Raw genomic sequence first — 25446 nt, forward strand, 5'->3', positions numbered from 1 at the left:
CGACCTATCGTTCGGCACAGGGGGACTTGATTGATGACTCGGACGATGAAGTTGGCGGCTTTGCTCGCCTGTGCGACCGCGCTTTCCGGCCAGAAGGCGCCACCGCCCGATCCGATGACCATCATCAAGGCGCAGATTCAGCCCATCACGACCGACGGCCAGGGACACTTTTCCGGCCACGCGTGGAACGCGCTGGTCGCCGATGGCGCCGCCGCCCAGTTCACGATGATTGGCGAGCAGCACGGATCCGGCAGCATCGCGCTATTGGAAGCGGCGCTTCAGCGGGACCTGGCCCGCCGGGGTTACACGCATTCGGCGCTGGAAGTGGGGCCAGATTCGACAGCCTTCGTCGAACGGCTGATCCGGCGCGGTCCGGGTCAGATCCAACGGTTCATCGGCGCGCCCGGTCACGGCTTTACCATCCCGTTCCTGTTCTTCGGCGAAGAAGCGGACATGGCCGAAGCGATGGTCCGTTCGTCGCCGGACCGACGGCAGGCCTTGTTCGGCCTCGACCAGGAATTCGTCGGCGGCGGCCCCATCCTGGTCGAAAACCTGCACCGGCTCGCCCGAACCGCGGCGGAGCGGAAGGCCGTCGCAACCCTGCGCGCGGCTTCGGCCAAGGACCCGATGATGCTCGGTTCGATGTCGGAGCAGCAGCTGGCCGCCCTGGAAAAAGGCTTCAGTGGAAATGCGCCAGCCTTGAAGGTGATCGACGCGGTCCGGACCAGCGTCGCGATCTACCGGCCGTATATGGGCGGCTCCGGAAGCTTCTACGATTCCAATCTCGCGCGCGAAAACTACATGAAGACCAACTTCGTGCGGCAGTTTACAGAGGCAAAGCGGCGCAACGGCAAGGCGCCCAAGGTCTTCTTTAAGTTCGGTGGATATCACGCGATGCGCGGCCTGGGCGGCACCAACGTCCCAGCGCTGGGCAACTTCCTGGGCGAATGGGGGCTCCCCCAGGGTTATCGGCTGGTCAACGTGATGATCGATTGCGACGGCGGCGAAGCGATGAACCCGCAAACCAACAAGGCCGGGCCGTGCGAATCCTATTTCTCGAAAGACGCGCTGCTGTCCCGCGCCATGGCTGGCGGGCCCGCGGTACAGATCGTCAACTTGCGCGAACTCCGGCCCCAGCTCGATGCGCTCAAGTCGGCCGACGCCGAGACCAGGAAATTGATCCTGGCGTTCGACTATTACATCGCGGTGAAAGGCGGCCGAGCAGCCAGGCCGCTCGGCACGCTGCCCTCTTAGGCTTCGGTCTTGGCGTCGCCCTTGTCGGCGGTCGCGGCCGGAGCGGCGTCGCGGCGGACGTCGCGGCGTTCGGCGATACGCGCCGACTTACCGGTACGGCCACGCAGGTAATAAAGCTTGGCGCGGCGAACGACACCGCGGCGCACGACTTCGATCGAATCGACGGCCGGCGAGTAGAGCGGGAACACGCGCTCGACGCCTTCGCCGAAGCTGATCTTGCGGACCGTGAAGCTCGATCCGACCCCCTTGTTCGAGCGGGCGATGCACACGCCTTCGAAGTTCTGGACGCGGCTGCGTTCGCCTTCGACGACCTTCACGCCGACCCGAAGCGTATCGCCAGGGCGGAATTCCGGGATCTTCTTGTCGGCGGTCAGCGCCTCGATGGCTTCGCGCTCAAGCGTCTCGATCAGGTTCATTGGTCTTCAAGCCTCTATTTCGTTGCCGCGCGCCAGAGGGCGGTGCCTGCGATGCGCCCCCGTGGCGCTCGATCAGGTCCGGCCGCCATAGCCGTGTGTGGTCCAGAGCGCGCTCGTGTCTCCACGCCGCGATCCTCGCATGATCCCCCGATCGCAGCACTTCGGGGATCGTGCGCCCTTCCCATGTGACTGGTCGGGTATAATGCGGATATTCCAGGAGGCCGCTTTCGAAGCTCTCCTCCTCTCCGCTGGAGGCCGCGCCCATTACTCCGGGGAGCAGCCGAACGCAAGCATCCAGCACGATCATGGCGCCAAGCTCGCCGCCCGACAGGACATAGTCGCCGATCGAGACCGGCTCGATGTCGCGAGCTTCGAAGATTCGCTCGTCAAACCCTTCGAACCGTCCGCACAGCAGGATCACGCCCTCGCTCGCTGCCAACTCCCGCACCCGAGCTTGGGTCAGCGGCTTGCCGCGAGGCGTCAGCGCGAGCAGCGGCCGACCGTCGGCAACGCTGTCGATCGCGGCGCCAAGCACGTCGGCGCGAAGCACCATCCCCGCACCGCCGCCGGCGGGGGTGTCGTCGACCGTGCGATGCTTGTCGGTGGCGAAGTCGCGGATGTGGACGGTATCCAGCGACCACCGCCCTTCGTTGAGCGCCCTGCCCGCCAGGCTGATTCCCAGCGGCCCGGGAAACATCTCCGGGTAAAGGGTCAGGACGGTGGAGCGGAAGTTCACCATGGATCGTCGTCAGAACCGAAGCGACGATAGGCCAGTCGCGCGCCTATTAGCCCCGGGACCACGAGAACCACGGCGAGCGTGGTCAGCACCAGCCCAGCTAAGATGCCCATCCCGCACGCATCAACACCGCATTGCTCCGCCGACATCAGCGATATTCTAAGGAAGCTGGCGCAGCATAGAGCCAAAATGAGCACCGGCAGCACGAGAGCAGCAGAGCGGATGACGCGCTTCTTAGACCATGTCGGCTTGTAACGTATTAGTGCCACCGAAGCCGCGGCGGCGAAAAGCACGGCAAACAAAACGACTGCCATCAGGAAAAGAATATCGGCCACCCGAGTGTTTTAGCATCGACATTCTGGAACCGCCATTTCCTCGGCGCGCTTGGTGTTCATGGACGAAGACGACATCCTCGACTGCCTGATCATTGGGGGCGGCCCCGCCGGACTGACTGCCGCCATTTACCTCGCCCGTTTTCACCTGGACATTCGCGTCGTCGATGCCGGCAAGAGCCGCGCCGGCTGGATCCCCTGCAGCCACAACCATGCGGGATATCCGGACGGGATCAATGGCAAGGAGCTGCTTCGGCTGATGCGCGAACAGGCTCAGAAATATGGGGCCAAGATCATCCAGGATCGCGTGACGAAGCTCGAGCGCGATGACGAGACTGGCGTGTTCACCGCCACTTGGGGCTCCGGCGGCGAGCGGGCGCGATCAATCCTGCTTGCGACAGGCGTCACCAATCGCAAGCCGCCGATGGACGAGGACCTGCACGACGAGGCGCTCGCCAACGGACTTATCCGCTACTGCCCGATCTGCGACGGTTACGAAGTCACCGACAAGAAAGTGGGCGTCATCGGCAGCGACAGCCACGGCGTCGCCGAAGCGCTGTTCATCCGCAGCTTTACCGCGGACGTGACGCTCATCGCGCCGGACGCCGCGCTTCGCCTGTCGGAAGAAGACCAGCAGAAACTGAAGGAAGCGGGCATCGAGTGCATCGACGGGCCGGCGCAAGCCGTCGCCGTGGCGGACCAGTGCATCGTCGTCGATACTGCCGAGGGCCGCCACGCTTTCGACAGCGTGTACCCGGCACTCGGCTCGGACACGCACACCCAGCTCGCCGAAATGGTCGGCGCAACCCTTAGCGATGACGCCTGCGTCAAGGCCGACAGCCATCAGCGGACGACTGTGCCGGGCCTCTATGCGGCGGGCGACGTTGTGCTTGGCCTCGACCAGATCAGCCACGCGATGGGCGAAGGCGGGGTCGCGGCGACCACCATTCGCAACGACCTCGCCAGGCAGCGGCCGCTCTTCAGGGAAGCGGCGATCTCCGAGCCGACGCTGGAGGAAGCGGAAACCGGCTCCTAGGCGAGAAAATCCGGATCGATGACGATCCGGCCATCGGCGAGGTCTGCCACGCCGTCGCGGAACGGGATGAGCGCGCGTTTGCCGGCCGGGCTTTCGACCTCCAGCAGGTCGCCGGCACCGAAGTTCTCGACGGCCACGACGCGCCCGAAGTCGCTACCCGCGGCATCCACGCACGCCAGGCCAACCAGGTCGGAGTGATAATATTCGCCGTCCTCGAGCGGAGGCAGCGCGGCGCGATCGATTTCGATCACCGATCCGCGCAGCAACTCGGCGGCCGACCGGTCCGCCACGCCCTGGAAACGGGCAACCGCGCCGCCGCTGGCCGGGCGAACGCTTTCCAGCTGACGCTCGGCCCCCGCCACGAACACACGCCGGTGGCACGCCAAATTTTCGACGCTGTCGGTGAACAGCTTCAGCCGCACTTCGCCCCTGACGCCGTGCGCTCCAGCGACGGCGGCAAGGGCGATGCGGTCGGTTTCAGCCAAGGCTGAAGCTTACTCGGCCTTCTCGGCGCCTTCTGCCGGAGCGTCCTCGGCCGAACCTTCAGCAGGCTCGTCGGACGATTCCGCAGCGGCCGGAGCTTCGGCGGTCGCAGCCGACTGGTCGGGCGTTTCGGCGCCTTCAGCGGGCGTGTCCTCGACGGCGCCTTCCGCCGGCTCGTCGGTCGACTCGCCAGTGGCTTCGGCTGCCGGAGCCTCTTCAGCAGCGGGTGCTTCCTCGGCGGCCGCGGCGTCATCGGCGGCAGGCATTTCAGCAGCAGGTGCCTCGTCAGCGGCAGTGGCTTCCTCGGCCGGCGCCTCTTCGGCGGGCGCGGCAGCGGCTGCAGCAGCAGCTTCAGCGGCCTCGGCAGCCTTCGTCTCGCGCTCCTCGACGCGCTCCTTGGCCTTTTCGCCCGGCTGGCCCTTATTCGGGTTGTTGCGCGCGGCGCGCTCCTTGATGCCCGCGGCATCCAGGAAGCGGAGGACTCGGTCCGACGGCTGCGCGCCGACGCTCAACCAGTGCGAAATGCGATCGGCGTCCAGCTTCACGCGCTCCGGCGAATCCTTGGCCAGCAACGGATTGTAGGTACCGACCTTCTCGATGAAGCGGCCGTCACGGGCGTTGCGGCTGTCGGCAACGACGATGCGGTAATAAGGGCGCTTCTTGGCGCCGCCACGGGCGAGACGAATTGAAACTGCCATTTTGTATTCCTTTCAGTGCGTTCTGTTATTTCTTTGAAAATTTGTCGAAACCGGGGGGAAGATTGAAGCCGCCGGCACCGCCGCCAAGGCCCGGAAGCCCGCCGGCCGACATTCCGCCGGGGACCATCCCGCCCAGCGCGCCTTCAAGCCCACCCTTCCCGAACATCGCAGCCAGCTTGCCGAGGCCGCCCATCTTCTTGAGCCGCTTCATGGCATTGGCCATTTCCTGGTGCATCTTGAGCAGCTTGTTGACCTCCTGAACGGTGGTGCCGCTGCCCTTGGCGATGCGGATCTTGCGCTTGGCATTGATCAGCTCGGGCTTGGCCCGCTCCTTGGCGGTCATCGAGCTCATCATCGCCTCGAGGTGGACCAGCGCCTTGCCGTCCTGGGCCTTGTCGATCGCGCCCTTCATCCCCTTGATGCCGGGCATCATCGACGCCAGTGCGCCAAGGCCGCCCATGCGCTGCATCTGGCCGATCTGCATGCGCAAGTCGTCGAGGTCGAACTTGCCCTTGGCCATCTTGGCGGCGAGCTTTTCCGCGTCTTCGACCTGGATTGTCTCCGCCGCGCGCTCGACCAGGCTGACGACGTCGCCCATGCCAAGGATGCGTCCGGCGACCCGTTCCGGGTGGAACGCCTCCAGCTTGTCGAGCGCCTCGCCAACGCCGGCGAATTTGATCGGCTGGCCGGTGACGGCGCGCATCGACAGCGCCGCGCCGCCGCGGGCATCGCCATCCATCCGGGTGAGGATAACGCCAGTAAGATCGACTTCGGCCGAGAAGCCCTTGGCGACGTTGACGGCGTCCTGGCCGGTCAGGCTGTCGACCACGAGCAGGGTCTCGGTCGGGGTCGAAGCGGCGGCAACCGCCTTCATCTCGCCCATCAACTGGTCGTCGACGTGCAGCCGTCCGGCGGTGTCGAGCAGGACGACGTCATACCCCTGCAGCTTCGCGGCCTGCAGCGCCCGCTTGGCGATGTCGACCGGCTGCTGGCCGGCGACGATCGGAAGCGTTTCGACACCGGTCTGGCGGCCGAGCACCGCGAGTTGCTCCTGCGCGGCCGGGCGGGCCACGTCGAGCGAGGCCATCAGCACCCGCTTGCGGTCCTTTTCGGTCAGCCGCTTGGCAAGCTTGGCCGTGGTCGTCGTCTTGCCCGACCCCTGCAGGCCGACCATCATGATCACTGCCGGCGGATTGACGTCGATGCGCAATTCGGCGGTTTCGGCGCCCAGCGTCTCGACTAGTTGGTCGTGGACGATCTTGACGACCATCTGCCCCGGCGTGACCGACCGCAAGACTTCCTGGCCCACGGCCTTTTCGGTCGCCTGGTCGACGAAATCGCGGGCCACCGGCAGCGCGACGTCCGCTTCGAGCAGAGCCACGCGAACTTCGCGCATCGCAGCGCGCACGTCGGCCTCAGAGAGGGCGCCGCGGCCGCGAAGCTTGTCGAACACGCCGCCAAGGCGGTCGCTCAGGGTATCGAACACTCAAACTCTCCCGATGGTCGAGCCGCCCACATAAGACGCGACAACGCATTTTGCGCCGGCGGACGAAACCTCGTCGGCCGGCGTGCGCCCTCGGGCGCGACCATCCTTATCTGTCGAAAACGACAAGCGGGCGGTTAGGGGAATTATCCGCGACAATCAACCGCGGCCGCACATCGTGCGTCCTTAGACGAGCTTCGGCTTGCCCTTCGGCTTTCGCCTCGGCCCGCCGCCGGGGCCGGAGCCCGGGCCACGCGGACCACGCGAGTTCGGGTCGCGCGGCGGACCCGACGGTCGTGGCCGCCGGTCGCCTGGAGGACCCCTGCGGTCGCGCTCAGGTACGCGGTCCATCGGCCGCGCCTGCTGCATCTGCTGGCGCGGGCCGACCGCATAGCCGTCCTTGAGCAATTGGGTGAACGCGCCCCGCGTGCTCTCTGCAATCGCGTCCTGCAGCGGCTTCGGAAGGTCGGCGAAGGTCACGTTCGGGTGGATCGCCTGCACGTCGCGAAGCAATTGGTTGGGAAGCCCCCCGGACGCACCCTTCAACGCCGCGATGGCGTCCAGCACAGCCGAGAAGATCACCGACTGCATCACTTCGTTCGCTGATCTTGTCATGGCTCTCAAAAACTCACGGGTGGTGGACTAAGCATCGGCGGCTGCCTAACTGCGCCGGCAGATGCAACTCCACTTCCACAAGATGCATGGCCTCGGCAACGACTTCGTGATCGTCGACGCCCGCGAACAGGCGGTGACGATGGCGCCGCAGCTCGCCCGCGGCATCGCCGACCGCCACCGCGGGGTCGGTTGCGACCAGGTGATCGTGATCGGCAAGTCGGACCAGGCGGACGTGTCGATGCGCATCTGGAACCACGACGGCGGAGAGGTTGAATCCTGCGGCAACGCCTCGCGCTGCGTCGTTGCACTAACCGGCGCCAAAACGATCGAGACCCCGGCCGGGATCATCGAAGGCTCCACCGCCGGACGCGAGTTCGAGGTTTCCACGGTCGAACCGCGGTTCGGCTGGGCGGACATACCGATCGCTTATCCAATGGATACCGCCTCACTGCCGCTGCAATGGGGCGAGTTGAAGCATGGCTTCACGGTCAACGTCGGCAACCCGCACATCGTCTTCTTCGTCGACGATCCGGCCACGATCGAGCTCGACCACCGCGGACCGGAGATCGAGAACGACCCGGTGTTTCCGGAGCGGATCAATATCCACGTCGCTGTGGTCCGCGAAAACGGCATCCACATGCGCTCCTGGGAGCGCGGCGCCGGCCTGACCCTCGCCTGCGGCACCGGTGCGTGCGCCACGGCCGTGGCGGCCATCGTCACCAAGCGGGTCGACAGCCCGGTGGCGGTGCACATGCCCGGCGGGTCGCTGACGATCGCATGGGAAGCGGGGCAGCCGGTGCGAATGCGCGGCGCGGCGACCCACGTGTTCGAAGGAACGCTGGAAACGGACGCGCTGGCTTGAGCATCGAGACCATTACCCTGGGTTGCCGTCTCAACTTCGCGGAAAGCGAAGCGATGGCCCGCGCCCACCGCGACGAGGCGCTGATTATCGTCAACAGCTGCGCGGTCACCAACGAAGCCGTGCGCCAGACTCGGCAGGCGATTCGGCGCGCCCATCGCCGGCGTCCCGACGCGCGGATTCTCGTCACCGGCTGCGCATCAGAGCTCGACCGCGCCGCCTTTGAAGCCATGCCCGAAGTCTCGAGCGTCCTTCCCAAGACCGACGCCATGGCGTCAACGGTTCCGGCCGGATTCCAGGGACATGTCCGCAGTTTCGTCGCGGTCCAGACCGGCTGCGACCATCGCTGCACCTTCTGCACCATCTGGCAGGCACGCGGCGAAAGCCGGTCCTACCCCTTTGAAGCGATCCGCGATGCAGTGGCGAAGGAGATCGACCGCGGAGCGCGCGAGATCGTCCTGACCGGCGTCGATATCACCGACTACGAAGGCGGCCTGGGCAAGCTGTGCCAACGGTTGCTTGCCGCCGAACCGCGCTTGTCCCGGCTGCGGCTCTCATCGCTCGACAGCATCGAGATCGACGGCGCGTTAATGGAGCTGGTCGCGGGGGAGCGGCGCCTGATGCCGCACTTTCACCTGTCGTTGCAGGCCGGCGACGACATGATCCTGAAGCGGATGAAGCGCCGCCATGACCGGGCTGACGCGGTCCGCACGGTCGAGCAAATCAAGGCCGTGCGGCCCGACGCCACCATCGGCGCCGACCTCATCGCCGGCTTTCCCACGGAAACTGAGGATATGTCGCTTAACAGCCTGAGATTGATCGACGATTGCGATATCGTCGCGGCCCATGTCTTTCCCTATTCGGCACGTCCAGGCACCCCGGCGGCAAGAATGCCTCAGCTTGCCCATGAGGTCGTGAAGGCCCGCGCATCCCGCCTTCGCGAAGCCGCCGCAGCCCGCCGGGAGGCATGGCTCGACTCGCTGGTCGGCACCAGCCAGCAAGTGCTGATCGAGAACAAGTCCAAGGGTCACGGCCAGTCCTTCGCGCCCGTAAGCGTGGCGGGCAGCGCGCGCGGCGACCTCATCGAAGCTCGGATTGTCGAGCGCGACGGCGGCCAACTGGTCGGAGTAGCCGCATGAGTTGGCTCGACCGCCTGCGTGGCGGCTTTTCCAAGACTGCCGAGCGGGTTGCCGACAATCTGACGGGCCTCACCGGCCGCGCCGCGCTGGACACCTCGACCCTCGACGACATCGAGGAAGCGCTGATCGCCTCCGACATCGGTCCCGAAGCGTCCCGGCGTATCCGCGAGGCGATCGCCCGGCAAAAGTTCGACAAGCTGGATGAACGCGGACTTCGCACCATCCTTGCCGAAGAGATTGAGAAGATCCTCGCCCCGGTCGCCAAGCCGCTTGCGGTCTGGGGCTTCCCGCGTCCCCACGTGATCCTGGTCATTGGCGTCAACGGGTCCGGCAAGACGACCACCATCGGCAAGCTCGCCCACTGGCTGAAGGAACAGGATTACGGCGTCCTGCTTGCCGCCGGCGACACCTTCCGGGCGGCCGCGATCGAGCAATTGAAGATCTGGGGCGACCGCATCGGCGCGCCGGTCATCACGGGCAAGGAAGGCGGCGACGCTGCCGGAATCGTCTTCGACGGGGTCAAGCAAGCCACCGCGACCGGCATCGACTGCCTGATTGTCGACACTGCCGGCAGGCTTCAGAACAAGACCCACTTGATGGAAGAGCTTTCCAAGATTCGTCGAGTGCTGGGCCGCCTTAACCCCGAAGCGCCGCACGACGTGCTGCTCGTCCTCGACGCCACGACCGGCCAGAATGCGCTGAACCAGGTTGAGGTGTTCCGCCAGACGGCGAACGTCACCGGCCTCATCATGACCAAGCTGGACGGCACCGCCCGCGGCGGCGTGCTCGTGGCGGCCGCCGAACGCTTCGGCCTTCCGATCCACGCGATCGGCGTCGGCGAGCAAGCCGACGACTTGCGCCCATTCGACCCGCGCGCCGTCGCTCGCGCCATCGCAGGACTGCCCCCGGAATGAACGAAGCCAAACAGGAACCGGGCAGCGGCGCGCAGCTGTTGATCGACGTCGGACCCTTGCTGGTCTTCTTCGCCGTCAACTTCCTTGCCCCGGTGCCCGCCGCGCTCAAGATTTTTGTCGCCACCGGCGCCTTCATGGTCGCGATGATCGCCGCGATGATCTACTCGGCGATCCGCTTCCGCCGCATCTCGCCGATGCTCTGGTTCTCGGGCATCATGGTGGTAGTGCTCGGCGGCGTCACCATCTGGCTCCACGACGAGACCTTCATCAAGGTGAAGCCAACGCTCTATTACCTGTTCGTCGCGGGCATCCTTGGCTTCGGACTCCTCACTGGCCGCTCGTTACTTAAGAACGTGCTTGGCGGCGCCTATCCCGGGCTGGATGCCGAGGGCTGGCGCAAGCTGACCCGCAACTGGGCCTGGTTCTTCGCCGTCATGGCCGCGCTGAACGAATTCGTCTGGCGCAACAGCACCACCGATTTCTGGATCGGGTTCAAGCTGTGGGGCGCCCTTCCCCTCACTTTCATCTTCGCTGCCTTGAATATTCCGATGCTGCTGAAACACGGGCTGACGCGCGACGAAGCGGCGCCCGCAGAACCAGGACCAGTCGATTGAGCGATCCAATCCTTTCCATCCGCGGCGTCCGCAAATCCTACGCCAGCGGCACCGAAGCGCTCAAAAGCGTCGACCTCGATATTCGGCGCGGAGAGATCTTCGCACTGCTCGGCCCCAACGGCGCCGGCAAGACGACGTTGATCAGCATCATTTGCGGCATCGTCACCGCGACCGCGGGCGAAGTGCTGATCGATGGCAAGGACTGGCAGCGGCACTATCGCGAAGCGCGCAAGCGGATCGGCCTCGTTCCCCAGGAACTGACCATGGACGTGTTCGAGCCGTTGCTGAACACCGTCAGCTTCAGCCGCGAATTGTTCGGCCGCAAGCCCGACCCGCAAAAGGTCGAGCAGATCCTTCGCGACCTGTCGCTGTGGGACAAGCGCAAGGCGATCCTGAAAGACTTGTCGGGCGGCATGAAGCGCCGCGTGATGATTGCCAAGGCGCTGGCCCACGATCCCGACATCCTGTTCCTCGATGAGCCGACGGCCGGCGTCGACGTCGAACTTCGCCGCGACATGTGGGAGCTGGTTCGCCGCCTGCGGGAGCGCGGGACCACCATCATCCTGACCACCCACTACATCGAAGAGGCCGAGGAGATGGCCGACCGCGTCGGCGTCATCAACAAGGGCGAGCTGATTCTGGTCGAAGAAAAGCATGCCCTGATGCAGAAGCTCGGCCGCAAGATCCTGCACCTGCAGCTGACCGAGCCGCTCGACGCGGTGCCGGACGCGCTTGCCCAGTGGTCCCCGACGCTGACCGACAACGGCAACACGCTGCGCTACGAGTTCGACGCGAAGGCCGAGCGCACGGGCATTCCCTCGCTTCTCAGCGCGATGCGCGAGGCGGGCATCGCCTTCAAGGATCTCGATACCAAGCAATCGAGCCTGGAAGACATTTTCGTCAACCTGATCCATGAGCGCCGGGAGCAAGCAGCATGAACTGGCGGGGCGTCTGGGCGATCTACAAGTTTGAAATGCACCGCTTCCGGCGGACGCTGTGGACCGGCCTTGCGGTGCCGGTCATTACGACATCGCTTTACTTCATCGTCTTCGGTGCCGCGATCGGCAGCCGGATGAGTGAAATCAACGGCATCGACTACGGCAGCTTCATCGTCCCCGGTTTGATGATGCTGTCGCTGTTTACCGAGAGCATCTTCAACGCCAGCTTCGGCATCCACATGCCGCGCTTCACCGGCACCATCTACGAATTGCTGTCGGCGCCGCTGTCGGCATTCGAAACGGTGCTCGGCTACGTCGGCGCAGCGGCGTCAAAGGCGATGAGCGTGGCGCTGGTGATCCTGATTACGGCCAACCTGTTCGTGCCGGTGCATATCGAACATCCGCTGCTGATGCTGCTTTACCTGATCCTGGTGGCCAGCACCTTTTGCCTGTTCGGCTTCATCGTCGGCATCTGGGCGAAGGGGTTTGAGCAGCTGCAGATCATCCCGCTGCTGGTCGTCACGCCGCTGACTTTCCTCGGCGGCGCATTCTATTCGATCGAGATGCTGCCGGAGCCCTGGCGAACGATCACCTTGTTCAATCCCGTGGTCTATCTGATCAACGGCTTTCGCTGGACCTTCTTCGGTCAGGCCGACGTGCCGGTGGGCCTCAGCCTGGCCGCGACCTTCGCCTTCTTCCTGGTCTGCCTTGCCGCCATCTGGTGGATCTTCCGGACGGGCTACCGGCTCAAGCAGTAGCCCGTCCCGACCGGATTAACCTTTCTGGTCGGCCCGGCTGGCGCCGTTGCCGTCGAGGTTCTGGGCCACAAAGTCCCAGTTGATGATGTTTTCGAGCACCGTCTTGAGGAAGCGCGGCCGCTCGTTGCGGTAATCGATGTAATAGGCATGTTCCCAGACATCGACGGTCAGCAGCGGCGTCATGCCGTGTGCGACCGGCGTGTCCGCGTCATGCAGCGAAGTGACTTCCAGCTTGCCGTTGTTGAGCACCAGCCAGCCCCAGCCGCTGGCGAAATGGTTGGCGCTTTCCGTCGCCAGTTTCTCCAGCAGCGCATTCTGTCCGCCGAAGTCGCCGTCGATCATGTCCTTGAGCCGGCCCGACGGGGCGGTGGAGCCCTGCGGCGCCAGGCATTGCCAGAAGAAGCTGTGGTTCCAGATCTGCGCGGAATTGTTGAACAGGCCCTTGTCGCCCTTGTCCTTGGCGGCCTTGATGACCTCGATCAGCGACGCGCCTTCCAGGCCCTTCTCACCCAGCATGCCGTTGGTCTTGTCGACATACGCCTTGTGGTGCTTGCCGTGGTGGTAGTCGAACGTTTCCGCCGACATGTGCGGCTGCAGCGCGTCCTTGGAATAGGGCAGTTCGGGAAGGATGAAAGCCATGGGTTGCTCCTCGTCGCGTTGTGGCGTGGTTGGAAGCGCACCTAGGACGCGGCCCGCCCTTGTTCAATTGCGCGACTCAGGCGCTTTCCTGTCCCAGCAGCTTGTGGCGCTTCAGCGCGTGGCGAAGTTGGTCGTAACTCAGCCCGAGCGCGGCAGCGGCGGCGCGCTGGTTGAACCGGTGCCGCGCGAGCGCATCCTCAAGCAGGGTGCGCTCATAGGACGTGACAGCGGTGCGGAAATCCGACGTGCTGGTCGGCGGCGCGGCGCCTTCCCCACTGGGCGCTTCCGGAGCAGCCTCTTCGGCCGCCGTTGCGGGTGCGGGAGGCGGCACTGAAACGGCGTTCGCCTTTTTAGGTGTCCACGGCGAATGAAACGGGTCGAACTGGATCGAATCGATCGGGCGTTCGGCATCTTCCCAGCGGTACACTGCGCGCTCCACCACGTTGCGCAGCTCGCGCACGTTCCCCGGCCAATCGTAGCGCTCAAGCTCGCCCATCGCCGCCGGAGAGAAACCGGGCCAGTTGGGCCAGTCGAGCTCGACGGTCATTCGCCGACCGAAATGCTCGACCAGCAGCGGGATGTCGCCGGTGCGAACGCGCAGCGGCGGCAATGTCACGACTTCGAAGGAGAGCCGATCAAGCAGGTCCGCCCGGAACCGCCCCTGGTCGACCAGGGTCGGCAAATGCTCGTTGGTCGCGGCCACGATCCGGACATCCACCTTCACCGGCTTCGACGCGCCGATACGGGTGACTTCGCCATATTCGACCGCACGCAGCAGCCGGTCCTGGGCCGGCGACGACAAGGTCGCCAGTTCGTCCAGGAACAAGGTCCCGCCGTCCGCTTCCTCGAACCTGCCGTGACGAGTCTTGGCGGCGCCGGTAAAGCTGCCCGCCTCATGTCCGAACAGCTCCGCCTCGATCAATGTCTCCGGAAGCGCGGCACAGTTCATCGTTACCAGCGGCCCCGCCCAACGCGGCGACAGATGGTGGAGGCGCTCGGCAATCAGCTCCTTGCCGGTGCCGCGCTCGCCGATCACGAGGACCGGCCGGTTCAGTGCAGCGGCGCGGCTCGCGCGTTCGACCGCGTCGAGCACCGCATTGCTTTGTCCGACGAAAGTCTCTTGCCGCTCCACGCGCTGATTGTTGGTGACAAATGCCACCACTTGGCAAGATATTTCGCCAGCAAAACTGCCGAAAAACGGAGGTTTTGTTGTTTATCCGCGCAATCGCCAGTTTTGGCACGGAGCTTGAATAGCTTTTTGCAGACAGGGCCCGGAATCGAATACGAGGTTAGTGAATGAGCATTTTTTCCCGCACGCGGGACATCTTCGCAGCCAACATGACCGAGCTGCTCGATCGCGCCGAAGATCCCGCCCGGATGATCCGCATGATCATCCTGGAAATGGAGGAGACTCTGGTGGAAGTGCGGGCGAGCGCTGCCAAGTCCATCGCCGACGGCAAGGACATGCGGCGCACGCTCTCGCGGCTCGACGAGCTTCAGTCGAGCTGGACGGAGAAGGCGGAACTGGCTTTGTCCAAGGATCGTGAAGACCTTGCCAAGGCGGCGTTGGTGGAGCGTCAGAAGGCCGCGGACATGGCCGTCGGTCTGAAGGCGGAAATCGACCTGATCGACGATACGCTGCGCAGCTACGAAGCGGACATCGCCAAGCTTCAGGCCAAGCTGCGCGAGGCACGCGCCCGCCAGAACGCCATCGCCCACCGGCTCGAAAGCGCGGTCACCCGCGCCAAGGCGCGCGAGTTGCTGAACGGCAATCGCACCGAGGACGCCTTTAGCCGGTTCGAGGTTTTGGAACGGCATGCCGACTTCGCCGAAGGCCGCGCCGACGCACTTGGAATGACCGGACCGAAGAGCCTTGAGGAAGAGATTGCCGAGTTGCGCTCATCCGACCAGGTCGATGCCGAACTCGAAGCCATGAAGGCCGCGCTCGCCGCGAAGGGGACTAAGTAAATGGACGAATTCTTGCTGCCGATCGTGATCTGCGGAATGCTGTTCATCGGCTTCCCGTGGATCTTCTTCCACTACATGACCAAGTGGAAGCAGGCGAAGACCCTGACCGGCGCCGATGAAAAGCTGCTCGACGACCTGCACGACATGGCGCGCCGCCTCGACGACCGGCTGTGCAGCATCGAACGCATCATGAATGCGGAGAATCCGAACTGGCGGCAAAGCTGCCTGCCGGATTCGACCAGCGGCCTGTCCGAAGACCTGGCATCCGCACGCCTGCGCCGGGGAGAACGCCTGTGAGCACGCAACCCCCGAGCCGCACGAAATTCTATCTCGACAAAAAGCGCGGCAAGGTCATGGGCGTCTGCGCCGGCCTTGCCGACTACACCGGCTTCGATGTTTCGCTGGTCCGGATCCTGTTGGTGCTCGGCATCTTCATGGGCGGCGGCGCGCTCCTGCCAATCTATTTCATCGCCGGATGGATTGCCGACGACAAACCGGATTCGTTGCGCGCGACCGACCCCGAAGAGAACCGCTTTTGGCAGGGCGTCCGCGCTTCCCCTGCCCGCTCCGCCAGTGAAATCAGGTCGACGCTTCGCTCGATCGACCGCCGGCTTGCGGACATCGAACAATATGTGACCACCGAAAACCGCTCGCTCGCCCGCGAGATCGAACAACTGCGCTAGGGGATCAGCACTGATGGGAATTCCGTTTCATGTGATCGCGCCCATTTTCATGATCGTCGGACTGGCCGCCGTTGGCGGCTGGGTTCTGACGACCTGGATGCGCGTCAAGCACGGCTATCCGCTCGACGGCGGCTGGGGCCAGCCAATCTATCCCAAGAGCGACTCCGAATCGATCGAGCGGATCAAGCTGCTGACCGGCGAGAATGCGCAGCTTCGCGCCGAGCTCGGCTCGCTGAAGGATCGCCTCGAGACCATCGAACGCATCGTCACCGACCAGCCGTCCCGACTGGAGCGCGAGATCAACGCGCTGGTGACCGACAAGGCTGGCCACGCCTGATGGACGATATCTCCAGCTGGATCTGGGTGCTCATCCCACTCGCCGCGATCGGCATCGCGCCGTTCAAGATGTGGCTTCGGATGAAGGAAAAGCAGATCGACGCGCAGACCAGCCTCGCTGCCGAAAAGAGCGCGCAATATGCCGCGCACGTCGAGCGGTTAGAGGCCCGGCTGCGCGTGGTTGAGCAGATCGTCACCGATGCGGGCGCCCAGACCGCCTCCCAGATCGAGGCGCTTCGCGACCAGAAGAAAATCGAAAGCAGAGAGTTTTGAGCATGAACCCGTTTGAAATGGTGGTGATCATTGTCGCGATCGTGATGATCGCCAGCGTGCTCAAGGCGCGTTCCGGCGGGCGATTGCGTGGCGACTCCAATCCGGCCGCCGACGCCGAGAACCTTCGTCTTCGTGAGGAGGTCAAGGAACTCAAGGAGCGGATCAAGGTGATCGAGCGGATTACGGTCGAAAAAGAGAACAGCTTGTCACGCGAGATCGAAGAGCTTCGCGACCGCTAGAACGGCCAACCGGCCGCTGCTAGGCGGCTGGCCATGACCCTGCCGCCGCTCGCCGACATCCTCGAGGAATATGAACTGCTCGACGGCGACGACCGCTATCGGTTGCTGATCGACCTTGGCCAACAGCTGGACGCAATGCCCGACGCACTGAAGACTGACGCGACCAGGGTGCGCGGCTGCTCGGCATCCGTCTGGGTCTACCCGACCACGACTGCCGACGGGCGCCTGCACTTCCTGGCCGACAGCAATGCGGCGATCACCAAGGGCATCGTCGCGCTGGTCCTCGCGGCGGTTCAGGACCGGCCGGCGGCGGAGGTCGCAGGCACCGACATCGCGGCAGAGCTCGCTCCGTTCGAACTTTCGCGCCAGCTCAGTGCCAATCGGACCCAAGGTGTCCCCAACATGATCGAGCTGATCCGGACGACCGCGGAGCGGCTGGCTGGATGAGCAGCCCGCTCGATGCCGACGGCGCCTTCGACGCGGCCCGCTTCGTGTCGGCTGCACGGCAGCTTGGCCACACGCGGGCGCTCGGCCTCGAATATGGCGGCCATGGCGATAATTGGGCGGAGCTCTCCCTGCCCTGGCGGCAAGAGCTGGTCGGGGTCGCGGAAACCGGCGTGCTCGCCTCCGGGGCGATCGTGAGCCTCGTCGATACGGCGAGCGGTCTCAGCGTCTGGGTAACGCTGGGGCGCTTCTCGCCGATCGTCACGCTCAACCTGCGCCTCGACTATCTCCGTCCCGCGGCGAAGGGGGAGACGATCGTCGCCCACTGCACTTGCGAAAAGCTGACCCGGCGCATCGGCTTCGTTCGCGGCATTGCCCATGGCGGCGACCCGGAGCGCCCGATCGCGCTGAGCAGCGCGACCTTCATGCTCAATCGGTAGCTGGCCGGGCCTCGCGCCGTTCCTCGCTTCGGCGCAGCACCTCATAGGCGGTCTGCACCTTCTGGAAGCGCTTTGCCGCTTCCTCGTCACCCGGCTTGAGGTCCGGATGGTTTTCCTTTGCCAGCCGCCGGTAGGCCGCCTTTACTTCTTCGAAGCCAGCGTCGGATTCCAGCTCGAGCGCGTCCAGCGCGCGCATTTCGTCGCGGGTCCGAGTGCCGTCGCCGGGGCCGCCCCACTGCCAGTGCGAAGATTGCCGAAAGCCGCCGGCATCGCGTTCCTCGCCCGCGGCACGCTTGGCCGCTTCCGCTTCGGACAGCCCGGCGAAGTAATTCCAATTCTTGTTATATTCGGCCGCGTGCGCTTCGCAGAAATACCAGCGTTCCGGGCTGTTGGGCGCCTTGGGCGCCGGCCGGTCGCCGGCCTCGCTGCAGCCCTCGCGGTCGCACAGGCGCACTTTCGCCGCCCCTCGGCCCTTGTCGCCGTAGCTTCGCCAGCGGGGGAAACCCCAGTCGTCCGACCGTCTCTGCTTCGCCATTACCTGTCCAACTAATCGCGCGCGGATTGGTCCGCCACCGCTAAGAATATGCCAGAGGGCCTGTAAGCCGGGTTCTGTCCACCGCCTTCGCGGATGGGCGACCATTCCTCTAGGAGGCAGGTTGCCCTGCCCCTCAAGCGACCAACCCGGGCGCCGAGCCGGAACAGGCTCATGCGGCGCCCCTATTCGGTCTTGCACCCGGTGGGGTTTACCGTGCCGCCCCTGTTGCCAGGCGCGCGGTGCGCTCTTGCCGCACCCTTTCGACCTTACCCGTCCGAAGCCGGGCGGAATCCTTTCTGTGGCACTATCCCTCGAAGAGCGAACTCTCCGGCCGGGCGTTACCCGGCACCGTTATTCCGTGGAGCCCGGACTTTCCTCGCCGGAGACAAGTCCCCGCCGCGGCCGCCCAGCCCTCTGGCGAGGGCGATATAGGGGAAAGCCGATACGGTTGCCAGTGAAGAGCCGCGCAGCGCAGCACTCGCAATAATCTATTCGAGCGGGCAGGCGCCTGCCATTGGCGTCCAGTGAAGTCGCGTGGATCAGGTCATGGAATTTATCTTCGAGATCATATTTCAGTTTCTCGCGGAGTTGCTTCTCCAGGCCCTGTTCGAAATGCTCGCGGAATTGGGATTTCGCAGCCTCGCCGACACGTTGAAAAGGCCAAGAAACCCAGCCCTGTCGACCGTTGGCTTCATCATCTGGGGAACTGTGGCCGGCGGCCTGAGTCTTTGGATTTTCCCAGCGTCCCCCATTCACAATCCACTGTTCCGCATGGTCAACCTGGTGGTGACGCCGGTTTGTCTCGGGTTCGCTATGATGCTCATAGGAAAAGTAAGGCGGAGGAAGGGCCAAGACCTCGTTCGGCTGGACCAATTCGGATACGCATTCGTCTTCGCTTTTAGCATGGCCCTCGTGCGGTATATTTGGGCGAGCTGAGGACAGCCGGAAGGCTATTGCGGCCGTGGCAGCAACAGTGACAGCAGCTTGGCCCGGCATTCGCCGTCGATGATCCCGTCGATCATGTCCGGGCGGAAGCGGCGCTGGAAGGCGATCACCGCCTTTTGCGGATCGGTCACGTCATAGCCGAAGCGCTCCAGCGCCAGCAGGAAGCCGGCGTCGGTCCAGAACGGGTCGACCAAATCGCGGGTTGGGCTCGGCAACGCGAGCCGCCGCTTGGCCAGCGCTTCCCACGGAAACAGCTCGCCCGGGTCTTCCTTGCGCGCCGGCGCGATGTCGGAATGGGCGACGACGTTGCCCCGCCCGATCCCGTGCCGTTCCTTGATGTCGGCGACGAGGGGGATCAGCGCAGCGATCTGCTCGTCGGGAAACGGGCGATAGCCGAATTCATGGCCCGGATTGACGATTTCGATGCCAATGCTTGCCGAATTGATGTCGGTCATGCCGCGCCAGCGCGACTTGCCCGCGTGCCACGCGCGCTTGCCTTCATCGACCATGCGGAAGACCGTGCCATCTTCGTCGACGCAATAATGGGCGGAGACCTTGGCCTCGGCCGAGCACATTCGCGCCAGGGCACCTTCGCAATCGGGCATCCCGGTATAGTGGAGCACGATCATCGACACCGGCAGCGCCCGTTCGTCGAAGTTGGGCGATGGGCGGTCGATCATGGTCATGGGGTCAATGGCGCATGAATCGCGCCGCGCGGTCAAGCCTTTGCCGCTGCCCGCCGGTCGCCGGCGCGCTTTTCGACGATCGCATCGCCATCGGTGCGGCGGTAAAGCCCGCGGGCGTCCACATCCGAGCCGAACCGCGTGGTCTGGCCGATCACCGTCTCGCCCGCGCCAAGCATGAGCCATCCGTCGGTCGCAACGGCGGAGGCAAAGCGTTCGAACGCCAGCGTCCGCTTTTCCGCCGTCAGGTAAAGCAGCACGTTGCGGCACAGGACGATATCGAACTCACCCGGGTGCGGCGGAACTTCGAGGAGGTTGTGCACCTGGAAGCGGACGCTCTTGCGCAGGGCTTCGACCGCGCGCCAACCGTCATTCGCTTCTTCGAACCAGCGAATCATCTGCTGGATGCCAAGCCCGCGCTGGACCTCGAACTGGGTGTAGGTCCCGCTGCGGGCGCGATCGACCACGGCCGGCGACACGTCGGTGCCGAGGATGTCGATCTGCCAGCCGCGCCACGGCACCGGATTTTCGGCGAACAGCATCGCCAGCGAATAGATTTCCTGTCCGGTCGAGCAGCCGGCCGACCAAATCCGCAACCGGCGCTGGGCCTGCCGGCGCTGGGCAAGCTGCGGCAGCGCGTGGCGGGAAAGAAGGTCGAACGGCGTGCGGTCGCGGAAGAAATAGGTTTCGTTGTTCAACAAGGCTTCCACGACGCGCTCCGACAGGCCGGGCTCCTTGCCCATGACGAGAATGGTGATCAGTTCATCGAGAGTCGCGATGCCGCGCTCGCGCATCAGCCCGGCAAGCGCAGTCTCGATCCGCCAGCGCCGGTTCATCGTCAATTGCTGCCCCGTGCGCGCTTCCAATAGGCCGGCGAGGATCCGGCTCGAGCTATCGCTTACTTGCAAGGATTGTCTCCGGTACGCGAGGCAATGCGGCGCGCGATCTGGTCCGGCGGCATGACCGCGCTGGCAAGACCGGCTTCGATGACGGCGCGCGGCATTCCCCACACCGCGCAGCTGGCTTCGTTCTGCGCCAGCACGGAGCCGCCGCAACTGACGAGACGCTTCGCGCCTTCGACCCCGTCGCGGCCCATTCCGGTCAGGACGACGCCAAGCGCGGCGGCGCCGAAAGCTGCGCCGACGGAAGCGAGCATCGGATCGACCGAGGGCAGGCAGCCGCTGGCGACCGCGCCGCGAGTCAGCTTGACCATGTGACCGCTGGCACATTGCTCGATGGTGAGGTGCGCGTCCCCTGGGGCGATGATGACCCGGTCGGGCGTCAGCAGCATGCCGTCGCTTGCGACCAGCGCCTCGCGCCGGGCGGCGATGCCAAGCTGGCGCGCGAACACGCTCATGAACGGGACGGGCAAATGCTGGGTGACCAGGATCGGTACGCCAAGCCTCGGCGGCAGTGCCTGGAACAGGCTTGCAAGCGCGTGGATGCCCCCGGTCGAGGCGCCGATGGCAAGAATCCCGATCGGGTCGGTCGGCGACGCGCGCAGCGGCGCATAGCCCTGCAGCCGGATCGGCTGCTTCAACGGCGGCGGGTCGTCGGCGTAGCCCAAAGCTTTGAGCTTGCTGATCAGGACTTCCGAAAAGCGGCCGTTGAAGCGGCCGGTCCCGGGCTTCGGGATTGCGTCGGCGGCGCCATGGGCAAGTGCGGCAACGGTATGCTCCGCCCCTTCGTCGGCAAGCGACGACACGATCATGACTCGTGCGCCGTTGGACGCGCGCAGGATTTCAGGGATCAATTTAAGACCGCCGGCGCCCGGCATCTCGAGGTCCAGCAGCACCGTATCGACCTGGACGGTGGCCAGCGCATCGATGGCGTCTTCGGCGGTCCCGGCGACCGCGGCGATTTCGAACCCGCCGTCGGCTTCGATCATTCGCCCAAGCACGGCCCGGGCGATGATCGAATCGTCGACGATCATCAGCCGGATGGGATTGCGCTTGGCGGTTCGGTCGTCCTCTCGGCGCCGCGGTGTTGCGAGCGCCCGCTCCATTGAGCGGGCCTCAGGCTACGCCGACGAGCTGAAGCTTTACGTGCAGCGTCTCGCGGTCGAACGGCTTCATCACATACTCGTCGGCACCGGCTTCAAGCGCGGCGCGGATGTGCGCCATGTCGTTCTCGGTGGTGCAAAAGACGACCTTGGGCTGGTCGGAATGGCCGCGCTGGCGAAGCAGGCGCAAGAACTCCATCCCGCTCATCACCGGCATGTTCCAGTCGAGCAGGACGACGTCCGGCATCTTCTCTTCGCAGCGAGTCAGGGCTTCTTGTCCGTCACCGGCCTCTTCGACGTTGAATTCCAACGTTTCGAGGATGTGCCGGGCGACCTTGCGGATCACCTTGGAATCATCGACGATCAAACAGCTCTTCATGCTTCAGGCTTCCCGCTTTGCGTTGCCGACAGGTCTATTCAACAAGAGTAACGAAGAGCTTAAGCCGCGCGTGCTTCGGCTCCGGAAATCAGGGCCGCGACATCGACCAGCAGCAGCGGGCCGGTCTCCGTTTCCACCATGCCCGTCGAAACCCGCTCCCAGCCCGGGCCCATCGCCGCGCGCACGGGCGTCGGATCGGCCAGCGCCTCCACCACGTCTTCGACCAGGTCGACCAGCAAGGCGTAATGGTGCCCGTCCAGCTCGACCACGGCCGCTTCGCGAATTGCCGCTGCGCTGTCGGTCAGGCCAAGCTCGAGCGATCGCCGGCAATCGATCACCGTCAGCACCCGGCTGCGCAGGGCGGACAGCCCGGCGACATGGGGCGCTGCACGCGGCACGGGGATGAGGGCGTCGAGCTCGACCACCGATTCCACGACGGCGGCCGGCAAGGCGACGCGCTCGCCGGCAATGGTGACGATCAGCAGCAGCTCGTTCACTTGCCCCTCCCGGCGCGCTTCGGATTGCCGCCAACGCTCGCCGCGGCCTTCAGGGCCATCAGCAGTCCGGCACGGTCGTAACGGTAAATCGTGTCGTCATCGTCGCCGGCACCTTCGGGCTCCGCGCGAAGGACGATCTTGCGCGAAGCCGAAGCGACCGGCGGCTTGCCGTCGGTGGCAATGACGAGGTCCGCTTCGACTGCCTCGTCATCGTCGACCACGCGATAGCCGGCGGCTTCGACAATCGGGCGGAGCATGTTTTGCATCCACGGGTCGCTTGCGGGCAGGCAGCAGACCGGCTGGTCGCCCGATCGGCGCGCGGCGACGCCCAGATGCCTGGCGAACAGCCAATGGGCATCGACGAGCTCGGCCGGCTCCCCGCCGATCAGGCTCACGCCCGAAATCTCGCCCGGGCTGTCACTGCGAATGACGTCGTTGTCGACTGCCGACAGGTCGATGACCTCGCGGAAGACATAGCCGATCTCGCTGACGCCGTCGTTGAGCCGGAACACGCGCACCTTGTCGTCCGGCATCTCGCCATTGGCGCCGGCGAGCGGGAGGATCGCCTCGCCAAGCTGGACCCGCAGCTGGCCCGCAGCCTGCCTGATCGCGGTCGCGGGCACTTCTTCGATCCGGTCGACGACGGCGAGCCGAAGCGCGCGACGCGATCCGTCGAGGCCCCGGAACAGCAAGACCGGCGTTGCCTGCTCCTCGTTCTTGGCAGGGCCGGCGGCAACGCGCGCCGTACGCTCCTGCGCCTCGAGCCTGACGCCGCCGACCTCGGCCAGTCCAGCAGGGTCGAATAAAAGGATCGGGCTGCCGTCGTCGGCAAGCGTGGTGCCGGCGTATAGGCCGGTCGCCATGACCGCCGGCGCGGCGGGCTTCACCACCAATTCCTCGTGATCGTGAATCTTGTCGACCGCCAAGGCATAGACATCGCCGCCGGCAGGCCGAAGCACCACCAGGTTGCGCTCCTCCTCCGGGATTTCGCTTTCGATGCCCAGAATGTGGGCAAGCGCGACTTCCGGCACTCGGCGTCCGCGGATCGTCGCGACCCCTGCGCCGCCCAGGCTGTCGAGCCTGACCGATTCCCCGTTCGCGCGGACGATCTCCTCGATCGCCGAGCGCGGGATCGCGAAATGCTGCGAACCGATGGATACGGTCAACGCCGGGATGATGGTCAGCGTCAGCGGCACGCGCAGGGTCATCCGCGTGCCCTGCCCCGGCGTACTGTCGACTTCGACGATGCCGCCGATCCGTTCGACGTTCGAACGCACCACGTCCATCCCGACACCGCGGCCGGAAATCGCGGTGACTTCCTTCGCGGTCGACAGGCCTGCTTCGAAAATCAGCGCCAGTTGCTCGCGCGGCGAAAGCAGCGCGGCCTGGGCCTTGTCGATGATGCCTGCGGAAACTGCCTTTTCGACCAGCCGCTTGCCGTCGATACCGCGGCCATCGTCCTGGATGTCGATCAGGATCTGGTTGCCCGACTGGCGCGCGGAAACGGCAAGGATGCCGATCTCGCGCTTGCCGGCCTTCAGCCGGTCGGCGGGATTTTCGATGCCGTGATCGACCGCGTTGCGAACGATGTGGGTCAGCGGGTCGCGGATCATCTCGATCATTTCGCGGTCCAGCTCGACGTCACCGCCTTCGACGTCGACCAGCACTTGCTTGCCAAGCTCCGCCGACAGGTCGCGGACCATGCGCGGCAGCGCCACAAACAAGTTCTCGATCCGCTGCATTCGGGTGCGGGTGATCGCGTCGCGCATCTCCGCGATGATCGACGACAGCCGCTCGAACGCTCCGTCGACCGAGACGTCGGTGGACGTTTCGCGCAGGCGTCGGGCAAGCTCGTTGCGGGCCAGCACCATGTCGGAAACTGTGCTCATCACGCGATCGAGCAATTCCACCGAAAGCCGGATCGTGCGCGGCGCTGAAGTGCGGCCGTTGGCTTCTGCCACCAGCGTTGCCGCCGGGACTATCGCGCCCTCGGCTCCCGGTTCGAGCGCCTCGATCAGGTCGCTGTCGCCGCCGGCCGGGAAATCCGTCCCGTCGTCGATCGCCGCGATCATCTCGCCGATGCGGTCGATGACCGCCAGTACGGCGCTGACCAGCGGTCCGTCCGCCTGGCGCCGCCCTGCCCTGACGTCCGCCAGCGCATCCTCTGCGGCGTGGCTCAGCGCTTCCAGGCGCGGGAAGTCGAAGAAGCCGCAATTGCCTTTGACGGTGTGAACAAACCGGAAGATGCTATCGAGGCGCGCGCGGTCGTCGGGCGCCGCTTCCCAGGCGACGATCTCGCTGCCCAGCGCTTCCAGCATTTCCCGCGCTTCGGCGACGAAATCGGCAATCAGGTCGTCCATCAGCGCTTACTCGAGCCCCCAACCGGCGAAGTTGCGGGCCCTTATGCGCAGCAGGAGTTAATGTGCCGTTATCCCTGCGCGGGAGGCGTGGGTTGCCCCTGCACGGGCAGCGTCGCCCCGATCACCAGGACGCCATCGCCCGGTTCCATCAGCTGGATCTCGCCGCCGGCCTCCTGGGCCAGGCTATGCGCCAGCCACGCCCCGGCCGAGCGCGGCTCGACCGCGTCGTCGCCGCCATCGACCAGCATCGCCTTGACCCCGCTATCGATAACGACTCGTGGGCCCTCCGCGCGGATGACGATTTCCAGGCCGTTCGCCCCGGTCTCGGCGCCGATATCCAGTCGACCGCCGCGCACCAACGCGTCACCGGCAATCAGCGCCAGGTTGAGCAGAAGCTTGGTCGCGCCCTTCGACAATTTGGCGTCGCCGACCATCCAGCCGGTCTCGATCCGCTTGTCGGCGCCGAACAGCCCTTCGACGGCAGTCCGCGCTTCGGAAGTGTCGATGGCTTCCCCGAACCCGCCGGCCGCCCCGAACGCGAGGCGGAAGAACTTGAGCTTGTTGGCGGAGGTTCGAGCGCTTTCCGCAAGCAGGTCCATGCATCGGTCGCGCATCGCCGGGTCGTGCTCGTCAGCAAGCAATTCGACGCCATTATTGAGTGCCCCGACCGGCGACATCAGGTCGTGGCACAGGCGGGAACAGAGCAGGCTTGCAAGGTCGATGGGGTTCATGGGCTGCTGAATGGGGC

Annotated in this window: 33 protein-coding genes, 1 other RNA gene and 1 pseudogene; 17 read left to right on the forward strand and 18 right to left on the reverse strand. The window is 65.2% G+C overall.

Annotated features, from left to right (window positions below):
- Positions 1 to 33 precede the first annotated feature (33 nt).
- On the forward strand, positions 34 to 1254 hold the full coding sequence (locus tag G7078_RS07515; protein ID WP_166094608.1) for a hypothetical protein: 1221 nt from the start codon (positions 34 to 36) through the stop codon (positions 1252 to 1254).
- Here the strand turns inward: G7078_RS07515 and rplS are convergent.
- From rplS to G7078_RS07530, 3 genes are read right to left on the reverse strand one after another with little or no spacing between them, the layout of a single operon-like run.
- Positions 1251 to 1670 carry a 50S ribosomal protein L19 gene (gene rplS, locus G7078_RS07520; protein WP_166094610.1) on the reverse strand — a complete coding sequence of 140 codons (420 nt, stop codon included), beginning with the start codon at positions 1668 to 1670 and terminating at the stop codon, positions 1251 to 1253. The two genes, G7078_RS07515 and rplS, sit on opposite strands and share 4 nt — an antisense overlap.
- A complete protein-coding gene (gene trmD / locus G7078_RS07525; RefSeq protein ID WP_166096262.1) occupies positions 1648 to 2406 on the reverse strand; it encodes a tRNA (guanosine(37)-N1)-methyltransferase TrmD in 759 nt (252 codons plus the stop codon). The genes rplS and trmD overlap by 23 nt, the downstream gene beginning before the upstream one ends.
- On the reverse strand, positions 2403 to 2741 hold the full coding sequence (locus G7078_RS07530; protein ID WP_166094612.1) for a hypothetical protein: 339 nt from the start codon (positions 2739 to 2741) through the stop codon (positions 2403 to 2405). Before G7078_RS07530 ends, trmD begins: the two co-directional genes overlap by 4 nt.
- A gap of 58 nt (positions 2742 to 2799) precedes the next feature.
- Between G7078_RS07530 and G7078_RS07535 the strand changes: the two genes are divergently transcribed.
- The gene (locus G7078_RS07535; protein WP_166094614.1) at positions 2800 to 3774 is read left to right on the forward strand and encodes an NAD(P)/FAD-dependent oxidoreductase; all 975 of its coding nucleotides are present in this window, start codon (positions 2800 to 2802) and stop codon (positions 3772 to 3774) included.
- On the opposite strand, the gene rimM is transcribed toward G7078_RS07535, so the two are convergent.
- From rimM to G7078_RS07555, 4 genes and pseudogenes are all read right to left on the reverse strand, one after another.
- Positions 3771 to 4259, reverse strand: coding sequence for a ribosome maturation factor RimM (gene rimM / locus G7078_RS07540; RefSeq protein ID WP_166094617.1), 489 nt, complete (start codon positions 4257 to 4259; stop codon positions 3771 to 3773). The genes G7078_RS07535 and rimM overlap by 4 nt on opposite strands.
- A gap of 237 nt (positions 4260 to 4496) precedes the next feature.
- Positions 4497 to 4955: pseudogene (rpsP, locus tag G7078_RS10925) on the reverse strand (30S ribosomal protein S16); the annotation flags it as partial.
- A gap of 25 nt (positions 4956 to 4980) precedes the next feature.
- Entirely contained in the window at positions 4981 to 6441 is a 1461-nt protein-coding gene (gene ffh / locus G7078_RS07550; protein ID WP_166094622.1) for a signal recognition particle protein, read from the reverse strand.
- A 183-nt stretch (positions 6442 to 6624) separates the two neighbouring features.
- A complete protein-coding gene (locus G7078_RS07555; protein ID WP_206367437.1) occupies positions 6625 to 7053 on the reverse strand; it encodes a hypothetical protein in 429 nt (142 codons plus the stop codon).
- 61 nt (positions 7054 to 7114) lie between these two features.
- Between G7078_RS07555 and dapF the strand changes: the two genes are divergently transcribed.
- Genes dapF through G7078_RS07585 form a run of 6 tightly spaced genes read left to right on the forward strand, consistent with a single transcriptional unit; the run spans position 7115 to position 12275 of the window.
- Complete coding sequence (dapF, locus tag G7078_RS07560) at positions 7115 to 7915, forward strand: diaminopimelate epimerase (protein ID WP_166094624.1); 801 nt, start codon at positions 7115 to 7117, stop codon at positions 7913 to 7915.
- The gene (locus G7078_RS07565; protein WP_281346908.1) at positions 7912 to 9051 is read left to right on the forward strand and encodes a MiaB/RimO family radical SAM methylthiotransferase; all 1140 of its coding nucleotides are present in this window, start codon (positions 7912 to 7914) and stop codon (positions 9049 to 9051) included. Before dapF ends, G7078_RS07565 begins: the two co-directional genes overlap by 4 nt.
- Positions 9048 to 9965, forward strand: coding sequence for a signal recognition particle-docking protein FtsY (gene ftsY, locus G7078_RS07570; protein WP_166094629.1), 918 nt, complete (start codon positions 9048 to 9050; stop codon positions 9963 to 9965). Before G7078_RS07565 ends, ftsY begins: the two co-directional genes overlap by 4 nt.
- A complete protein-coding gene (locus G7078_RS07575; protein WP_166094631.1) occupies positions 9962 to 10579 on the forward strand; it encodes a septation protein A in 618 nt (205 codons plus the stop codon). The genes ftsY and G7078_RS07575 overlap by 4 nt, the downstream gene beginning before the upstream one ends.
- Positions 10576 to 11517, forward strand: coding sequence for an ABC transporter ATP-binding protein (locus tag G7078_RS07580; RefSeq protein ID WP_166094633.1), 942 nt, complete (start codon positions 10576 to 10578; stop codon positions 11515 to 11517). The genes G7078_RS07575 and G7078_RS07580 overlap by 4 nt, the downstream gene beginning before the upstream one ends.
- Entirely contained in the window at positions 11514 to 12275 is a 762-nt protein-coding gene (locus G7078_RS07585; RefSeq protein ID WP_166094635.1) for an ABC transporter permease, read from the forward strand. The genes G7078_RS07580 and G7078_RS07585 overlap by 4 nt, the downstream gene beginning before the upstream one ends.
- 15 nt (positions 12276 to 12290) lie before the next feature.
- Here the strand turns inward: G7078_RS07585 and G7078_RS07590 are convergent, their stop codons facing one another.
- Positions 12291 to 12914 (reverse strand): superoxide dismutase, encoded by a 624-nt coding sequence (locus G7078_RS07590; RefSeq protein ID WP_166094637.1) that lies wholly within the window; start codon positions 12912 to 12914, stop codon positions 12291 to 12293.
- A 76-nt stretch (positions 12915 to 12990) separates the two neighbouring features.
- Positions 12991 to 14046, reverse strand: a complete 1056-nt coding sequence (gene pspF / locus G7078_RS07595) for a phage shock protein operon transcriptional activator (protein ID WP_166096264.1) — start codon at positions 14044 to 14046, stop codon at positions 12991 to 12993.
- Between the two features lie 164 nt (positions 14047 to 14210).
- On the opposite strand from pspF, the gene pspA reads away from it, so the two are divergent.
- From pspA to G7078_RS07635, 8 genes are read left to right on the forward strand one after another with little or no spacing between them, the layout of a single operon-like run.
- Positions 14211 to 14882: a phage shock protein PspA gene (pspA, locus tag G7078_RS07600; RefSeq protein ID WP_166094640.1), complete on the forward strand. Its 672-nt coding sequence runs from the start codon at positions 14211 to 14213 to the stop codon at positions 14880 to 14882.
- The gene (gene pspB, locus G7078_RS07605; protein WP_166094643.1) at positions 14883 to 15179 is read left to right on the forward strand and encodes an envelope stress response membrane protein PspB; all 297 of its coding nucleotides are present in this window, start codon (positions 14883 to 14885) and stop codon (positions 15177 to 15179) included.
- Complete coding sequence (pspC, locus tag G7078_RS07610) at positions 15176 to 15565, forward strand: envelope stress response membrane protein PspC (RefSeq protein WP_281346909.1); 390 nt, start codon at positions 15176 to 15178, stop codon at positions 15563 to 15565. The genes pspB and pspC overlap by 4 nt, the downstream gene beginning before the upstream one ends.
- Before the next feature lie 13 nt (positions 15566 to 15578).
- Entirely contained in the window at positions 15579 to 15902 is a 324-nt protein-coding gene (locus G7078_RS07615; protein WP_166094645.1) for a hypothetical protein, read from the forward strand.
- A complete protein-coding gene (locus tag G7078_RS07620) occupies positions 15902 to 16174 on the forward strand; it encodes a hypothetical protein (protein WP_166094648.1) in 273 nt (90 codons plus the stop codon). Before G7078_RS07615 ends, G7078_RS07620 begins: the two co-directional genes overlap by 1 nt.
- A 2-nt stretch (positions 16175 to 16176) precedes the next feature.
- Positions 16177 to 16413, forward strand: coding sequence for a hypothetical protein (locus G7078_RS07625; protein WP_166094650.1), 237 nt, complete (start codon positions 16177 to 16179; stop codon positions 16411 to 16413).
- A 33-nt stretch (positions 16414 to 16446) separates the two neighbouring features.
- The gene (locus G7078_RS07630) at positions 16447 to 16860 is read left to right on the forward strand and encodes a SufE family protein (RefSeq protein WP_206367438.1); all 414 of its coding nucleotides are present in this window, start codon (positions 16447 to 16449) and stop codon (positions 16858 to 16860) included.
- Positions 16857 to 17297 (forward strand): PaaI family thioesterase, encoded by a 441-nt coding sequence (locus G7078_RS07635; protein WP_166094653.1) that lies wholly within the window; start codon positions 16857 to 16859, stop codon positions 17295 to 17297. The genes G7078_RS07630 and G7078_RS07635 overlap by 4 nt, the downstream gene beginning before the upstream one ends.
- Here the strand turns inward: G7078_RS07635 and G7078_RS07640 are convergent.
- Entirely contained in the window at positions 17287 to 17832 is a 546-nt protein-coding gene (locus G7078_RS07640; protein WP_166094655.1) for a J domain-containing protein, read from the reverse strand. The two genes, G7078_RS07635 and G7078_RS07640, sit on opposite strands and share 11 nt — an antisense overlap.
- 47 nt (positions 17833 to 17879) lie before the next feature.
- Positions 17880 to 18250: RNase P RNA component class A (rnpB, locus tag G7078_RS07645), an RNA gene on the reverse strand.
- Between the two features lie 128 nt (positions 18251 to 18378).
- Between rnpB and G7078_RS07650 the strand changes: the two genes are divergently transcribed.
- Positions 18379 to 18768 carry a hypothetical protein gene (locus tag G7078_RS07650; protein WP_166094657.1) on the forward strand — a complete coding sequence of 130 codons (390 nt, stop codon included), beginning with the start codon at positions 18379 to 18381 and terminating at the stop codon, positions 18766 to 18768.
- Between the two features lie 14 nt (positions 18769 to 18782).
- Here the strand turns inward: G7078_RS07650 and G7078_RS07655 are convergent, their stop codons facing one another.
- From G7078_RS07655 to G7078_RS07685, 7 genes are all read right to left on the reverse strand, one after another.
- Positions 18783 to 19463, reverse strand: a complete 681-nt coding sequence (locus G7078_RS07655; protein WP_206367439.1) for an N-acetylmuramoyl-L-alanine amidase — start codon at positions 19461 to 19463, stop codon at positions 18783 to 18785.
- 32 nt (positions 19464 to 19495) lie between these two features.
- The gene (locus G7078_RS07660; RefSeq protein ID WP_166094660.1) at positions 19496 to 20296 is read right to left on the reverse strand and encodes a CheR family methyltransferase; all 801 of its coding nucleotides are present in this window, start codon (positions 20294 to 20296) and stop codon (positions 19496 to 19498) included.
- Between the two features lie 62 nt (positions 20297 to 20358).
- Positions 20359 to 21465: a chemotaxis-specific protein-glutamate methyltransferase CheB gene (cheB, locus tag G7078_RS07665; protein ID WP_246166307.1), complete on the reverse strand. Its 1107-nt coding sequence runs from the start codon at positions 21463 to 21465 to the stop codon at positions 20359 to 20361.
- Positions 21466 to 21475: 10 nt separating this feature from the next.
- Positions 21476 to 21841, reverse strand: coding sequence for a response regulator (locus G7078_RS07670; RefSeq protein WP_166094662.1), 366 nt, complete (start codon positions 21839 to 21841; stop codon positions 21476 to 21478).
- A gap of 59 nt (positions 21842 to 21900) precedes the next feature.
- A complete protein-coding gene (locus tag G7078_RS07675) occupies positions 21901 to 22338 on the reverse strand; it encodes a chemotaxis protein CheW (protein WP_166094664.1) in 438 nt (145 codons plus the stop codon).
- Complete coding sequence (locus G7078_RS07680) at positions 22335 to 24698, reverse strand: chemotaxis protein CheA (protein ID WP_166094667.1); 2364 nt, start codon at positions 24696 to 24698, stop codon at positions 22335 to 22337. Before G7078_RS07680 ends, G7078_RS07675 begins: the two co-directional genes overlap by 4 nt.
- A gap of 68 nt (positions 24699 to 24766) precedes the next feature.
- Positions 24767 to 25429, reverse strand: a complete 663-nt coding sequence (locus G7078_RS07685) for a histidine phosphotransferase family protein (protein WP_166094669.1) — start codon at positions 25427 to 25429, stop codon at positions 24767 to 24769.
- Positions 25430 to 25446 lie beyond the last annotated feature (17 nt).

Origin of the sequence: Sphingomonas sinipercae (assembly GCF_011302055.1) — a bacterium.
Classification (GTDB): Bacteria; Pseudomonadota; Alphaproteobacteria; order Sphingomonadales; family Sphingomonadaceae; genus Sphingomicrobium; species Sphingomicrobium sinipercae.